12 protein-coding genes and 1 riboswitch are annotated in these 15,351 nt (G+C 59.3%); of the genes, 8 read left to right on the forward strand and 4 right to left on the reverse strand.

Annotation, left to right across the window (positions count from 1 at the left end; genetic code table 11):
• Positions 1 to 197: 197 nt before the first annotated feature.
• A complete protein-coding gene (locus OWK27_RS12690) occupies positions 198 to 1,376 on the reverse strand; it encodes a sugar efflux transporter (RefSeq protein WP_176608716.1) in 1,179 nt (392 codons plus the stop codon).
• A gap of 120 nt (positions 1,377 to 1,496) precedes the next feature.
• A complete protein-coding gene (gene sgrT / locus OWK27_RS12695) occupies positions 1,497 to 1,649 on the reverse strand; it encodes a glucose uptake inhibitor SgrT (RefSeq protein WP_003856388.1) in 153 nt (50 codons plus the stop codon).
• An 88-nt stretch (positions 1,650 to 1,737) separates the two neighbouring features.
• Here sgrT and sgrR point away from each other — a divergent pair, with 88 nt between their 5' ends.
• The 4 genes from sgrR (at position 1,738) to thiQ (ending at position 6,816) form a co-directional block, all read left to right on the forward strand.
• Positions 1,738 to 3,393, forward strand: a complete 1,656-nt coding sequence (gene sgrR, locus OWK27_RS12700; RefSeq protein ID WP_148420065.1) for an HTH-type transcriptional regulator SgrR — start codon at positions 1,738 to 1,740, stop codon at positions 3,391 to 3,393.
• A 36-nt stretch (positions 3,394 to 3,429) separates the two neighbouring features.
• A riboswitch (TPP riboswitch) is annotated at positions 3,430 to 3,530 on the forward strand.
• A 31-nt stretch (positions 3,531 to 3,561) separates the two neighbouring features.
• A complete protein-coding gene (thiB, locus tag OWK27_RS12705; RefSeq protein WP_252004689.1) occupies positions 3,562 to 4,545 on the forward strand; it encodes a thiamine ABC transporter substrate binding subunit in 984 nt (327 codons plus the stop codon).
• Positions 4,521 to 6,131 (forward strand): thiamine/thiamine pyrophosphate ABC transporter permease ThiP, encoded by a 1,611-nt coding sequence (thiP, locus tag OWK27_RS12710; protein WP_267590500.1) that lies wholly within the window; start codon positions 4,521 to 4,523, stop codon positions 6,129 to 6,131. The genes thiB and thiP overlap by 25 nt, the downstream gene beginning before the upstream one ends.
• Positions 6,115 to 6,816 carry a thiamine ABC transporter ATP-binding protein ThiQ gene (thiQ, locus tag OWK27_RS12715; protein WP_193354746.1) on the forward strand — a complete coding sequence of 234 codons (702 nt, stop codon included), beginning with the start codon at positions 6,115 to 6,117 and terminating at the stop codon, positions 6,814 to 6,816. Before thiP ends, thiQ begins: the two co-directional genes overlap by 17 nt.
• Before the next feature lie 31 nt (positions 6,817 to 6,847).
• Here the strand turns inward: thiQ and OWK27_RS12720 are convergent, their stop codons facing one another.
• On the reverse strand, positions 6,848 to 7,615 hold the full coding sequence (locus OWK27_RS12720; protein WP_267590501.1) for a DedA family protein: 768 nt from the start codon (positions 7,613 to 7,615) through the stop codon (positions 6,848 to 6,850).
• A 128-nt stretch (positions 7,616 to 7,743) separates the two neighbouring features.
• Positions 7,744 to 8,589 (reverse strand): arabinose operon transcriptional regulator AraC, encoded by an 846-nt coding sequence (gene araC / locus OWK27_RS12725; protein ID WP_176608722.1) that lies wholly within the window; start codon positions 8,587 to 8,589, stop codon positions 7,744 to 7,746.
• A 337-nt stretch (positions 8,590 to 8,926) separates the two neighbouring features.
• Here araC and araB point away from each other — a divergent pair, with 337 nt between their 5' ends.
• The 4 genes from araB (at position 8,927) to polB (ending at position 15,323) form a co-directional block, all read left to right on the forward strand.
• Positions 8,927 to 10,636, forward strand: coding sequence for a ribulokinase (araB, locus tag OWK27_RS12730; RefSeq protein ID WP_252004686.1), 1,710 nt, complete (start codon positions 8,927 to 8,929; stop codon positions 10,634 to 10,636).
• 10 nt (positions 10,637 to 10,646) lie between these two features.
• Positions 10,647 to 12,149, forward strand: coding sequence for an L-arabinose isomerase (gene araA, locus OWK27_RS12735; protein WP_267590601.1), 1,503 nt, complete (start codon positions 10,647 to 10,649; stop codon positions 12,147 to 12,149).
• Positions 12,150 to 12,196: 47 nt separating this feature from the next.
• The gene (gene araD / locus OWK27_RS12740) at positions 12,197 to 12,892 is read left to right on the forward strand and encodes an L-ribulose-5-phosphate 4-epimerase (protein ID WP_267590502.1); all 696 of its coding nucleotides are present in this window, start codon (positions 12,197 to 12,199) and stop codon (positions 12,890 to 12,892) included.
• 73 nt (positions 12,893 to 12,965) lie between these two features.
• Positions 12,966 to 15,323, forward strand: a complete 2,358-nt coding sequence (gene polB / locus OWK27_RS12745) for a DNA polymerase II (protein ID WP_267590503.1) — start codon at positions 12,966 to 12,968, stop codon at positions 15,321 to 15,323.
• Positions 15,324 to 15,351 lie beyond the last annotated feature (28 nt).

Below are 15,351 nucleotides of genomic sequence, written 5' to 3' on the forward strand. Positions count from 1 at the left end.
TCGGCAATGAAGAGACTAACCTCGCAATGATGGTTGTGAAGTTGGTCTCCCCATCAGTTTTTTTGATGTGGGACTCTCCACTGTTTGCCTCTTGCGAAAGCCTGAGGCAAACAGCCTCAAGCACCCGCCACGCACTCTATGCTCCTTAGCCGCACCTGTCAGAAAGTCATTTCATTTCGTGAAGCAGCCTTCCAGAATCAGACGTCTTTAACCCTGCACGTCAGGGCCAGCGTGACGACGGATATCGCCGCAATCATCCAGTAAACCGAGGCGTGGCCATAGCTTTGCGCCAGCGCGCCCTGAATCACACCCGCAAGAATGACGCCCGTCGAGATGCTGTTGGTAAAAAGCGTGGTCGCAGAGCCCGCACGGCCGGGCATTAAATCCTGGAACCAGAGCATGCCGATCCCGGCGACAATCCCGATGAAAACGGCGTTAAACAGCTGAAGCGCCAGTAACGCCTCACGGGAATGGAAAAGGAGTAGCCCCGCGTAGAACAGCACGCCGGCCGCCACGGCGACAATCATCATCCGGCGCTTTCCGAAACGCTTAACGTAATACCCCGCCAGAATCATCGCCGGGATTTCCAGCCCGGCGGCGGTCCCCATTAAGATCCCGGCGAGCTTGTCCGGCAGGCCCAGATCGCTGCTGATCCACAGCGGCATATCGATGATATACATGGTGTTGCAGGTCCACATCAGCGTGGAAGCAATAAACAGCATGCGGACGTTTTTATCCTGCCAGCCGCTCACCTGGGTTAACGGTTTATCCGTCGTTTGCTCAACCCGGGCAACAGACGGCAGCGCAAAAGCAATCAGCGCCAGGCTAACGGCAAAAATCCCCGCCGCGATGGAAAACATGGCGGTGAAGCCATAGTTCAGGGCCAGCATGAACGCCAGCGGCGGGCCGATAACCCAGGCGAGGGAGAGCTGGGCACGCATCACCGAGCTGAACATCACCACTTCACGCGCCGAGTTATCGGCATATTCCCGGGCCAGCGCGAACAGCTGCGGCATGGCGGTGTTGGCCAGCGAGGCAAGCAGTACGCCACAGGTGATTAGCGTCAGGTAGTGGCGGTTGAAGGCAAAAAGCAGCGCGTTGCCCACGGCCATGGCGCAGCAAAAGAGGATTAATTTGCGGCGATCGCCCCGGCTGTCGGATCGTTTCGCCAGCCACAGGCTGACCAGGATCCCGGCGATAGCGTTGACGGTATAAAACAGGCCGACCCAAAACGGCTGCGCCCCCACCTCGCGGCTGAGAAACAGGCTCAGCGTCGGTGCCTGAAGCGCGCCGGCTACGCCCATCATGAAGGCCACCAGCATAAAAGCGGCATACACGCCGTTCAGGCGTCGCCCCATCGTCATCAACCAGAGCATGCGCAAATCCTTATGAAAGCGAATCGAAATTAGGTGAAATAGTAAACGAAAAAAGCCAGCAAAAACATTTTGCTGGCGGGTGATTAGCACCAATACTCAGTCACACATGATCGAGGCGAGTTAGCGAGAAGAGGTCGGTTTCGTAACGTCCCACTGCATCAGATCTTCCAGTATTCTCAGCCGCTGCTCTGCGCACTGGCGGGCCAGCCAGGACACTCCTTTTGTCGCTGAAAAATAGTGCTGATAAAACTGACGTGCGGTAGACCTCTTCATAATTTACCTCCTCGCTTCATCGGGAAGAATTATTGGCTTAATATAGGGATTAATAAATTGCTGATTTTTTGTCAGGAGTTCCTCTTTTATGCCGTCTGGTCGTCTGCAACAACAATTTATCCGCCTGTGGCAGTGCTGCGAGGGGCAATCGCAGGAGACCACGCTGAACGAGCTGGCAGAACTCCTCAACTGCTCTCGCCGCCACATGCGTACGCTGCTTAATACCATGCAGCAGCAGGGCTGGCTTAACTGGGAGGCCGAGGCCGGTCGCGGCAAGCGTTCACGCCTTACCTTCCTCTATACCGGGCTGGCGCTGCAGCAACAGCGGGCGGAGGATCTGCTGGAGCAGGACCGCATCGATCAGCTGGTACAGCTGGTGGGCGACAAGGCCGCCGTGCGCCAGATGCTGGTCTCGCATCTTGGGCGCAGCTTTCGCCAGGGGCGCCATATTCTGCGGGTGCTCTACTACCGTCCGATGAAAAATCTGCTGCCCGGCACGGCGCTGCGCCGCTCTGAAACCCACATGGCCCGGCAGATATTCAGCGGCCTGACGAAAATAAATGAGGAAAATGGGGAACTGGAAGCGGATATTGCCCACCACTGGCAGCAGCTGTCCCCGCTGCACTGGCGCTTCTTTTTACGCCCCGGGATCCACTTCCACCACGGACGCGAGCTGGAGATGCGGGACGTCATCGGCTCCCTGGAGCGGGCCCGCACGCTCCCGCTCTATTCGCATATCGCGCGGATCCACTCCCCGACGGCCTGGACGCTGGACATTGAGCTGTCGCAGCCGGACAAATGGCTTCCGTGGCTGCTGGGCTATGTGCCCTCGATGATCCTGCCCGGCGAGTGGGGATCGCTCAACAATTTTGCCAGCCTGCCGATCGGTACGGGCCCCTACTCCGTTTCGCGCAATAACAATAATCAGCTCAAGATCCGCGCCTTTGATGACTATTTTGGCTATCGGGCGCTGATTGACGAAGTTAACGTCTGGGTATTACCGGATCTCAACGAGGAGCTGAGCGCAGGCCTGACGCTGGAAGGGCCAACAACAAGCGAAAAGGCTTTCGAAAGTCGCCTGGAAGAGGGGTGTTATTACCTGCTCTTTGATAGCCGCAGCCATCGCGGCGCAAACCACGACGTTCGCAAGTGGATCAGCCATATTCTCGCCCCTGCTAACCTGATTTATCACGCAGAGGAGCAATACCAGACGTGGTGGTTCCCGGCCTATGGCCTGCTCCCGCGCTGGCACCATGCTCAGCCGGTACGCAGTGAAAAACCTGCCGGGCTTGAGACCATCACCCTCAGCTACTACCGCGATCACATTGAGCACCGGTTTATCGCAAGGATCATGAGTAAGCTGCTGGCGGCCGAGGGCGTGACGCTGGCGATACAGGAAGTGGACTATGATGAATGGCACCGCGGTGACGTCGTCAGCGATATCTGGCTCAACAGCGCAAACTTCACGCTGCCGCTTGATTTCTCCCTCTTTTCTCACCTGTATGAAGTGCCGCTCATTCAGCACTGCATCAACCGGGACTGGCAGCAGGACGCCGCGCGGTGGCGGGCAGGAGAAATGGATCTGGCCGCCTGGTGTCAGGAGCTGCTGGCCGGGCAGACGATCGTACCGCTGATCCACCACTGGCTGCTGATCCAGGGGCAGCGCAGCATGCGCGGCCTGCGGATGAATACCCTGGGCTGGTTTGATTTTAAATCCGCCTGGTTTGCGCCGCCGGAGCCATAACGCTTTCGTAATATTCACCAAATCATTACAATAGCGCCGTTCTCAACGGGGTGCTGCATCACTGATGTGCGCTGAGATAATACCCGTCGAACCTGATCCGGATAACGCCGGCGAAGGGATTTGAGGCTGTCTCTCAAAATCCTTTGCCACTCAACCCTGAGGTGCAAAGTGTTAAAAAACGTTCTTCCTCTGCTGGCGCTGTTTGCGCTGCCTGTTTTTGCCAAGCCCGTGCTCACGGTTTACACCTATGACTCTTTCTCCGCCGACTGGGGCCCCGGCCCGGCGGTAAAAAAAGCCTTTGAGGCCGACTGCGGCTGCGAGCTGAAGTTCGTGGCGCTGGAAGATGGCGTGTCGCTGCTTAACCGTCTGCGCATGGAAGGAAAAAACAGCAAAGCCGACGTGGTGCTCGGGCTGGATAACAACCTGCTGGAAGCCGCCACGCAAACCCGATTGTTTGCTAAAAGCGGCGTTGCGGCAGAGGCCGTTAAGGTGCCTGGCGGCTGGAAAAACGACACCTTCGTTCCCTTTGATTACGGCTACTTTGCTTTCGTCTACGACAAAAACAAGCTGAAAAACCCGCCGAAAAGCCTGAAAGAGCTGGTCGAAAGCGACCAGAAATGGCGCGTGATTTATGAAGATCCGCGAACCAGCACCCCGGGCCTTGGCCTGCTGCTGTGGATGCAAAAGGTCTATGGGGATAAAACGGCGGAAGCGTGGCAGAAACTGGCCGCAAAAACCGTGACCGTCACCAAAGGCTGGAGCGAGGCCTACGGCCTGTTCCTGAAAGGGGAAAGCGATCTTGTACTGAGCTACACCACCTCCCCGGCCTACCACATTATTGCCGAGAAGAAAGACAATTACGCTGCCGCGAACTTTGCTGAAGGGCATTATCTGCAGGTGGAAGTGGCGGCGCGCACCGCCGCCAGCAAACAGCCGGAGCTGGCCGAAAAATTCCTGAAATTTATGGTCTCACCGGCATTCCAGAACGCCATTCCGACAGGCAACTGGATGTACCCGGTGACTGACGTTGCGCTGCCGCCGGGCTTTGAGCAGCTGAACAAACCGCAAACCGCGCTGGAGTTTACGCCGCAGCAGGTTGCTGCCCAGCGCGCCGCATGGATAAGTGAATGGCAACGCGCCGTCAGCCGCTGATCCCCGGCTGGTTACTCCCGGGGCTGCTCGCCGCCATGCTGATGGTGGCGGTCAGCCTGGGCGCATTCCTTGCGCTGTGGTTTAACGCGCCGGAGAGCGATCTGCTCGCGCTCTGGCACGACGGCTATCTCTGGCACGTTATCCGCTTCTCCTTCTGGCAGGCGTTTCTTTCCGCGCTGCTGTCGACGATCCCGGCAATTTTTCTCGCGCGCGCCCTGTATCGGCGGCGTTTCCCCGGCAGGCAGGCCCTGCTGCGCCTGTGCGCCATGACGCTGATCCTCCCCGTGCTGGTCGCGGTGTTTGGCATCCTGAGCGTATACGGCAGGCAGGGCTGGCTGGCATCCCTGTTCAGCCTGCTTGGCCTGGAGTGGACCTTCTCTCCCTACGGGCTGCAGGGCATTCTGCTGGCGCACGTTTTCTTCAACATGCCGATGGCAACGCGCCTCTTTTTGCAGGCCCTGGAAAACATTCCCGGCGAGCAGCGCCAGATTGCCGCCCAGCTCGGCATGCGCGGCTGGTCGTTCTTCCGCTTTGTCGAATGGCCCTGGCTGCGACGCCAGATTGCCCCGGTTGCCGCGCTAATCTTTATGCTCTGCTTCGCCAGCTTTGCGACCGTGCTCTCTCTCGGCGGCGGGCCGCAGGCCACCACGATTGAGCTGGCTATCTATCAGGCGTTAAGTTACGACTACGATCCTGGCCGCGCCGCGCTGCTGGCCCTCGTACAGATGATTTGCTGTCTGGCGCTGGTGTTATTGAGCCAGCGTCTGAGCAAAGCGATCCCCGCAGGAAGCAATAACATTACCGGCTGGCGCGATCCGCAGGACAGCCTGCACAGCCGCCTCACGGATGTAATGCTGATCGCACTGGCCCTCCTGCTTCTGCTCCCGCCGCTGCTGGCCGTCATCGCTGATGGGCTGAATAGCAATGTGCTGTCGGTATTGCAACAGCCTGTCCTGTGGCAGGCTACGTGGACCTCATTGCGCATCGCCCTGGCAGCCGGGCTGGTCTGCGTGCTCCTGACCATGATGCTGCTCTGGAGCAGCCGCGAGCTTTATGCGCGCCACGCCCGCAAGGCCGGAAACGCGCTGGAGCTGACAGGCATGCTGATTCTGGCAATGCCCGGCATCGTGCTGGCGACCGGTTTCTTTTTACTGTTTAACAGCACCATCGGCCTGCCGGAAAGCGCCGACGGGATCGTTATCTTTACCAACGCCCTCATGGCTATCCCATATGCGCTTAAGGTACTGGAAAACCCGATGCGGGATGTGAACAGCCGGTATAGCGTCCTGTGTCAGTCCCTTGGGATAGCGGGCTGGCGGCGTTTGAAGGTGGTCGAGCTACGCGCCCTGAAGCGCCCGCTCGCCCAGGCGCTGGCCTTCGCCTGCGTGCTGTCGATTGGCGATTTTGGCGCAGTGGCCCTCTTTGGCAACGAAGATTTCCGCACGCTGCCGTTCTGGCTTTATCAGCAAATTGGCTCTTACCGCAGCCAGGACGGTGCCGTCACGGCGCTGCTGCTGCTGATCCTGTGCTTTGCCTTATTTACCGTTATCGAAAAATTTCCGGGGCGTGATGCTAAAACTGACTGATGTAACCTGGCTTTACGAGCACCTGCCTATGCGCTTTACCCTCTCCGTTCGCCAGGGTGAGCGAATTGCGGTGCTTGGCCCAAGCGGTGCCGGAAAAAGTACCCTGCTCAATTTAATTGCCGGTTTCTTGCAGCCTGCCAGCGGATCGATAGCAATCGATAATCGTGATTTTACCCACGCCCCTCCGGCTAAACGTCCGGTGTCGATGCTGTTTCAGGAAAACAACCTGTTCAATCACCTCACGGTGTGGCAGAACATCGCGCTGGGGATGGATCCGGGGCTGAAGCTCAATACCGCGCAGCGGCAGAAGCTGGGAGCAATCGCTGAACAAATGGGCCTGTCCGCGCTTGTCGACAGGCTGCCCGGCGAACTCTCCGGCGGCCAGCGCCAGCGGGTGGCGCTGGCGCGTTGCCTGGTGCGCGAACGGCCGCTGCTGCTGCTTGACGAACCTTTCTCGGCGCTCGACCCAGCCCTGCGCCAGGAGATGCTCTCGCTGGTGGAGGAGGTTTGCCAGCGCCAGCAGATCGCGATGCTGATGGTCTCGCACAGCATTGAGGATGCCGCGCGCATCGCGCCGCGATCGGTGGTGATCGCGGAGGGGCGCATACTCTGGGATGGCAAAACGGAAGAGCTTCTTAGCGGGAAGGCTGGGGCGTCTTCACTGCTGGGAATTTCTGCGGTCTGATACCCTCTCCCCGTGGGAGAGGGAAAACACGCTAACGGCTCACCACCTTCAACAGGATCTCGCCGTACACGGGCATCAGAGGATGGCGAATCAATGCCACCAGCGCCACCACCGCAACGCCCAGCGTCAGCGGGGCCAGCCACATCAGGCGAGCGCGCGGGAGATAGTGCGTCAGGCGATCGACGCTGGCTTTTGCGCTGCGCCACAGCCGCCAGCAGAGCCAGGCCGCCAGCCAGAGCAGCACCGCCGTTGCCAGCAGCAGCCACTTAAACTCACCGCTTTGCATACCGTCAGGAATATCAATGGCCGCGCCCGCGAGGATCCCCGGCAGGAAGTAGAACGGCGGCCAGAAGACGCAGCCGATGATGTTCGGCACCACGAATTTCGCCACGGGCAGATCCAGCATGCCGGCAACCATCGGCACCAGCGGACGCGTTGGCCCGACAAAACGCCCCACGAGGATAGTAAACATGCTGTGCTGGTGCAGGGCGTGCTCGGTCTTATCCAGCAGCGCTTTGTGTTTTTTCAAAAACGACCAGCGGTGGAGCGGCTTCTTAAAGCGCCAGCCCAGCCAGAAGGAGATCCAGTCCCCCAGAAAACAGCCGATCGTACCGGCCAGCCACGCCTGCCAGAAATTGACCTCACCGCTGCCAATCAGCGCTCCAAGCCCCGCCATCAGTACGGTGCCGGGCAGGATCAGCCCGACCAGCGCCAGCGATTCGAGAAACGCCACCAGAGTTACCGCGATGAGCGAATACATAACGGACTGGGTAATAAAATGTTCCAGCAATGCCTGCATAACTATTCCGGTCAGAAAACGAATCAGCGATTCTGCTTAGCGCCCTGCACCGCGTCAAGGCAACAATTGTCTGAATAGTTTACAGGGTGCTTTCTGAGTTCACCTGTATGTTTAGCTTTTTTTACCGATTATTCACATCCAGCGCGAAATTCACTGGGGCTGGCGCCGGTGCATTTTTTAAACACGCGGGAAAAATAGAGCTGATCTTCAAAGCCCACGTTGCGCCCAACGGTAGCAATCGGCATTCGGGTTGTGCTGAGCAGCAGTTTCGCCTGGCTGATGCGCTGATCCTCACGCCAGCTCAGCACGCTGACGCCAAGCTGCTGGCGAAACAGATGCGACAGGCGTGACGGCGACAGGCAGACGTGCTGGGCGACGCTGGCGATATCAAACTGGCTGTCGGCCAGGTGGTCGCTGATGTACTGACAGGCGTCACGCACGCGGTTGTCCAGCGGCGGGTTAAGCGACTCGTTGATGGCCTCCATGCGCCGCAGCAGCACCTGCTCCAGCAGGTTAATGGCCAGCAGTTCGGCATAGCGCCCGCCCGCCTGCCCCGCCTCTATAATCTGCGCGAAAAGTTCACGGAACTGTGCCAGATGCGCTTCATCCGGACGATAAAAGCCGGTATGGGCGAAAATGGCCGGCCACGACAGCCACTCCTGCCAGTAGGCGCGCGGACGGAAATAGACCCACTGGTGATACCACTCTTTGGCGTCCGGGTGTCGGCCGTAGTGGTGGATCTCCCCAGGCGGGAACAGCAGCATATCGCCGGGACGGCAGACGAATTGCCGATCGCCGTTTTTGATCACCCCCTCCCCGCGTACGGTAAGGTTCAAAATATACCCTTTCATGCCGAGCGGTCGATCGACGTAAAAATCGAGATAACCCTCGGCCTCAATTGGCGTCAGCCCCGCCACCAGATGGGCGTTAAATGAGTAGCCCGGCAGTAAGGGATCGTTTTGCGGTTCGGCCATAGATTCAGTTCTCCCAAGGGTCCTGAAGGAAACCAATTGTCCATATCGTTAAAAGCAGTATAAAAAGGGGCCGCGAAAAGATCCAAAAAGCATCACGCTTCTTTTACGTCCGCCATGTTTCAGCCTTTTCCCCTGATTTATCTGCCGACAGGGACAGATAAGCAGTAACAAAAGTGTCTATAAGTACGGCAGAAATGTCCACATTGAATATTTGCACGGCGTCACACTTTCCGTTGCTACAGCAATTTTATCCATAAGATTAGCGGATCCTGCCTGACGATTTTTGTCCCCAGTCTCTAATGTTCTTCCATACCTGTTTTCTGGATGGAGCAACACCATGGCAATTGCAATTGGCCTCGATTTTGGCAGCGACTCGGTTCGCGCGCTGGCAGTGGACTGTACGACTGGCCAGGAGATAGCAACCAGCGTTGAGTGGTACCCGCGCTGGCAAGAGGGGCGCTACTGCGATGCGCCGAATAACCAGTTCCGCCACCACCCGCGTGATTACATCGAATCTATGGAAGCGGCGATGAAAGCCGTGCTGGCTGAACTGACGGATGCCCAGCGGGCCGACGTGGTGGGGATTGGCGTCGACAGCACCGGTTCAACGCCGGCCCCGGTTGATGCCGAAGGCCGCGTGCTGGCGCTGCGCCCGGAGTTTGCCGACAACCCGAACGCCATGTTCGTGCTGTGGAAAGACCATACCGCCGTGGAAGAGGCGGAAGCCATCACCCGCCAGTGCCATCAGCCAGGCCACACCGACTACTCCCGCTACATCGGTGGGATTTACTCCAGCGAATGGTTCTGGGCCAAGATCCTTCACGTTACCCGCGCGGACGCCTCCATTGCGCAGGCGGCGGCATCGTGGATTGAGCTGTGCGACTGGGTACCGGCCCTGCTCTCCGGCACCACGCGCCCGCAGGATATCCGCCGCGGTCGCTGCAGCGCCGGGCATAAATCCCTGTGGCATGAAAGCTGGGGCGGCCTGCCTCCGGCAGCGTTCTTCGACGAGCTCGACCCGATTATCAACAAGAACCTGACATATCCGCTGTTTACCGACACCTTCACCGCCGATATTCCGGTCGGCACGCTCTGCGAAGAGTGGGCAAAGCGTCTCGGCCTGCCGCAAAACGTGGCGATCTCCGGCGGCGCGTTTGACTGCCACATGGGCGCCGTGGGCGCGGGTGCGCAGCCCAATACGCTGGTGAAAGTGATCGGCACCTCTACATGCGACATTCTGACGGCGGACAAAACGACCGTTGGCGACCGCGCGGTGAAGGGTATCTGCGGCCAGGTTGACGGCAGCGTGGTGCCGGACTTCATCGGCCTCGAAGCCGGTCAGTCCGCTTTCGGCGACATCTACGCCTGGTTTGGCCGCGTGCTCGGCTGGCCGCTGGATCGCCTGGCGGCGGCGCATCCCGAGCTGAAAACCCAGATTGACGAGAGCAAAAAACAGCTTCTGCCGCAGCTCACGGAGGCCTGGGCAAAAAATCCGTCTCTCGACCACCTGCCGGTAGTGCTGGACTGGTTTAACGGTCGCCGCACGCCGTTTGCGAACCAGCGTCTGAAAGGGGTGATTACCGACCTCAACCTGGCGACCGACGCGCCGGCGCTGTTTGGTGGCCTGATTGCAGCCACCGCATTCGGCGCGCGCGCCATCATGGAGTGCTTCACCGAACAGGGCATCGACGTGAACAACGTGATGGCTCTGGGCGGTATCGCCCGTAAAAACCCGGTGATCATGCAGGCCTGCTGCGACGTGCTCAACCGTCCGCTGCAGATTGTGGCCTCCGATCAGTGCTGTGCGCTGGGCGCAGCGATTTTCGCGGCCGTAGCCGCAGGCGTTCATGCCGATATTCCGACCGCGCAACGGCATATGGCGAGCGCCGTCGAAACCACGCTCCAGCCGCGTGCCGGACAGGCACAACGCTTCGAACAGCTTTATCAGCGCTACCAGCAATGGGCAAAAAGCGCCGAACTTCACTATCTCCCTGTCGCCGCCCCGGCCAAACGCACCGCGGACACTACGGCAACCCTGACCCATTAAGGACACGATGATGACCATTTTTAATAATTATGAAGTGTGGTTTGTGATTGGCAGCCAGCATCTGTACGGACCGGAAGCGTTACAGCAGGTGACGAAACACGCGGAGCACGTGGTCAACGCCATGAACGCCGAAGCCAAACTGCCGTGCAAACTGGTGTTAAAGCCGCTGGGGACCACCCCGGATGAAATCACCAACATCTGCCGTGACGCCAACTACGACGACAAATGCGCCGGTCTGGTGGTGTGGCTTCACACCTTCTCACCGGCCAAAATGTGGATCAACGGCCTGGCCATCCTCAACAAGCCGCTGCTGCAGTTCCATACCCAGTTCAACGCCTCCCTGCCGTGGGACAGCATCGACATGGACTTCATGAACCTGAACCAGACCGCGCACGGCGGTCGCGAATTCGGCTTCATCGGCGCGCGTATGCGTCAGCAGCATGCCGTCGTGACCGGCCACTGGCAGGACGGTCAGGCGCAGCAGCGTATCGGCGCGTGGATGCGTCAGGCGGTCTCTAAGCAGGATACCCGTCACCTTAAAGTGGTGCGTTTCGGCGACAACATGCGTGAAGTTGCCGTAACCGACGGCGACAAAGTGGCCGCGCAGATCAAGTTCGGCTTCTCCGTGAATACCTGGGCGGTGGGCGACCTGGTGCAGGTGGTGAATGACATCAGCGATGGCGACGTGAACGCGCTGGTGGACGAATACGAAAGCAGCTACCGCCTGACGCCTGCGGCACAAATCAACGGCGACAAGCGCCAGAACGTGCTGGATGCCGCGCGCATTGAGCTGGGCATGAAGCGCTTCCTGGAACAGGGCGGCTTCCACGCCTTTACCACAACCTTTGAAGATCTCCACGGCCTGAAGCAGCTACCGGGCCTGGCGGTACAACGCCTGATGCAGCAGGGCTACGGCTTTGCGGGCGAAGGCGACTGGAAAACTGCCGCTCTGCTTCGCATCATGAAGGTGATGTCGACCGGTCTGCAGGGCGGCACCTCCTTTATGGAGGACTATACCTACCACTTCGAGAACGGTAACGACCTGGTGCTCGGCTCGCACATGCTGGAAGTTTGCCCCTCCATCGCGGTTGAAGAGAAGCCGCTCCTCGACGTACAGCACCTCGGCATCGGCGGCAAGGCGGACCCGGCTCGTCTGATCTTCAATACCCGTACCGGCCCGGCCATCAACGCCAGCCTGATCGACCTCGGCGATCGTTTCCGCCTGCTGGTGAACTGCGTCGATGCGGTTGAAACCCCGCACTCCCTGCCAAAACTGCCGGTCGCGAACGCCCTGTGGAAAGCACAGCCTGACCTGCCAACCGCGTCAGAAGCGTGGATCGTGGCGGGCGGCGCGCACCACACCGTCTTCAGCCACGCGCTGGATCTTAACGACATGCGTCAGTTCGCCGAGCTGCACGATATCGAGCTGACCGTTATCGATAACGATACCCGCCTGCCTGCCTTTAAGGACGCGCTGCGCTGGAACGAAGTCTATTACGGTTCAAAACGTTAAGTACGGAGAGCCCGGCGGCGCAGCGCTTGCCGGGCCTGGAGACAGCAATGCTAGAAGATCTTAAACGTCAGGTTCTCGAAGCCAACCTGGCGCTGCCAAAACATAACCTGGTGACGCTTACCTGGGGGAACGTCAGCGCCGTCGATCGCGAAAAAGGCGTGTTCGTGATCAAGCCATCGGGCGTGGATTACACGGTGATGACCGCGGAAGATATGGTGGTGGTCAGCATCGAAACGGGCGAAGTGGTTGAAGGCAACAAAAAGCCCTCCTCCGATACGCCCACGCATCGCCTGCTGTACCAGTCATTCCCGACCATCGGCGGCATCGTGCATACCCATTCGCGTCACGCCACCATCTGGGCGCAGGCCGGCCAGTCCATTCCGGCCACCGGCACCACCCACGCGGACTACTTTTACGGCACCATTCCGTGCACGCGGCTGATGACCGACGCGGAGATCGACGGCGAGTACGAATGGGAAACCGGCAACGTGATTGTCGAAACCTTCGAAAAACAGGGTATCGACGCGGCGCAAATGCCCGGCGTGCTGGTGCACTCCCACGGCCCGTTTGCCTGGGGCAAAAACGCGGAAGATGCGGTGCATAACGCGATAGTGCTGGAAGAGGTAGCCTATATGGGGATCTTCTGCCGCCAGCTGGCGCCGCAGCTGCCGGATATGCAGCAGACCCTGCTGGATAAACACTACCTGCGCAAGCACGGCGCGAAGGCCTATTACGGGCAATAAACTGTATATAAACCCAGCTTAAAAACGTTAACCAGGCTATAATCAGGCCTGGTTTGTTTTATGGGATAACGGCGTGGCACAGGCGCAAGAAGGCTTTTTACTGACCCGACACTGGCGGGACACCCCTCAGGGTACCGAGGTCGCGTTCTGGCTGGCCACGGATAACGGCCCGCTGCACGTTACTCTGCCGCCCCAGGAGTCCGTGGCGTTTATCCCTGAACACCACGTCGAAAAAGTAAAGCAGCTCCTGCACGGTGAAAACGGCTGGCGCCTTACTCCCCTTGAGCTGAAAGATTTCCACCGCCAGCCGGTTTATGGCCTCTACTGTCGCGCCCATCGCCAGCTGATGCGCTATGAAAAATTGCTCCGCGAAGCGGGCGTGACGCTCTATGAAGCCGACATCCGCCCGCCGGAACGTTTTCTGATGGAGCGGTTTATTACCGCTCCCGTCTGGGTGGACGGCGCTGAGCAGAACGGTTGTCTCGTGCACGCGCGCCTGAAACCTAACCCGCTCTATCGCCCGCCGCTGAAGTGGGTCTCGCTGGATATCGAAACCACCCGCCACGGTGAACTGTACTGCATCGGCCTGGAGGGCTGCGGGCAGCGGGTTGTCTATATGCTCGGCCCGCCAAACGGCGACGCGTCTGCGCTGGATTTTCATCTGGAATACGTTACCAGCCGACCACAGCTGCTGGAGAAGCTTAACCAGTGGTTTGCCGAGCACGACCCGGACGTGCTGATCGGCTGGAACGTGGTGCAGTTTGACCTGCGCGTGCTGCAAAAGCATGCCGAGCGGTACCGCATTCCCCTGACGTTAGGGCGCGGAAACACGGAGCTGGAGTGGCGTGAGCACGGTTTCAAAAACGGCGTTTTCTTCGCGCAGGCCAGTGGCCGCCTGATAATCGACGGCATCGAGGCGCTGAAATCCGCCTTCTGGAACTTCTCTTCCTTCTCTCTGGAAGCGGTGGCGCAGGAGCTGCTCGGTGAAGGTAAATCCATCGATAACCCCTGGGACCGGATGGACGAGATCGAGCGGCGCTTTAACGAGGATAAGCCGGCGCTCGCCACCTACAACCTGAAGGACTGCGAGCTGGTAACGCAGATTTTCCACAAAACCGAGATCATGCCGTTCCTGCTGGAGCGCTCGACGGTGAACGGTCTGGCGGTCGACAGGCACGGCGGCTCGGTAGCGGCCTTCAGCCACCTCTATTTTCCACGAATGCACCGTGCGGGCTACGTCGCCCCTAACCTCGGCGACGTGCCGCCGCAGGCCAGCCCCGGCGGTTACGTGATGGATTCACGGCCCGGGCTGTATGACTCGGTTCTGGTGCTGGACTATAAAAGCCTGTACCCGTCCATTATTCGCACGTTCCTGATCGACCCGGTGGGGCTGGTAGAGGGGATGGCGCAGCCAGACGACGCCCACAGCACCGAAGGTTTTCTCGGCGCCCGTTTTTCGCGCGAGAAACACTGCCTGCCAGAGATCGTGGGAAACATCTGGCACGGCCGCGACGAGGCAAAACGCCACGGCAACAAGCCGCTCTCGCAGGCGCTGAAGATCATTATGAACGCCTTTTACGGCGTGCTGGGAACCAGCGCCTGCCGCTTCTTTGATCCTCGCCTGGCGTCATCCATCACCATGCGCGGGCACGACATCATGCGTCAGACCAAAGCGCTGATTGAGTCCCGGGGCTATGACGTCATTTACGGCGATACCGACTCCACCTTTGTCTGGCTGAAAGCCGCCCATTCGGAAGACGACGCCGCGCGAATCGGCCACGAGCTGGTCGCCTTCGTGAACGGCTGGTGGCGTGAAAATTTGCAAAAAGAGCGGTTAACCAGCGCGCTGGAGCTGGAGTTTGAAACCCATTTCGCCCGTTTTTTAATGCCCACCATTCGCGGCACCGACCAGGGCAGCAAGAAGCGCTACGCCGGGCTCATTCAGGAGGGCGAAACGCAGCGGATGGTCTTTAAGGGGCTGGAGACGGTGCGCACCGACTGGACGCCGCTGGCGCAGCAGTTCCAGCAGTCGCTCTACCTGCGGGTATTCCGCAACGAGCCTTACCAGGATTACGTGCGCGAGACCATCGCCAGCCTGATGGCGGGGGAGCTGGACGATCGGCTGGTCTACCGCAAGCGCCTGCGCCGCCCGCTGGCGGAGTACCAGCGTAACGTGCCGCCCCACGTGCGCGCCGCGCGGCTGGCGGACGAAGAGAACGTTCGTCGGGGCCGCGCGCCGCAGTATCAGAACCGGGGGACCATCAAATACGTCTGGACAATTAACGGTCCGGAACCGGTTGATTACCAGCAGTCTCCGCTCGATTACGATCACTACCTGACGCGCCAGCTTCAGCCGGTTGCGGAGGGAATATTACCGTTCATCGACGATGACTTTGCTACACTAGTGACAGGACAACTGGGGCTATTTTGACGCGTGACGAAACCGTTGCCATCCAGTA

It is taken from the genome of Enterobacter cloacae complex sp. 2022EL-00788 (genome assembly GCF_026627565.1).
GTDB lineage: Bacteria > Pseudomonadota > Gammaproteobacteria > Enterobacterales > Enterobacteriaceae > Enterobacter > Enterobacter pasteurii.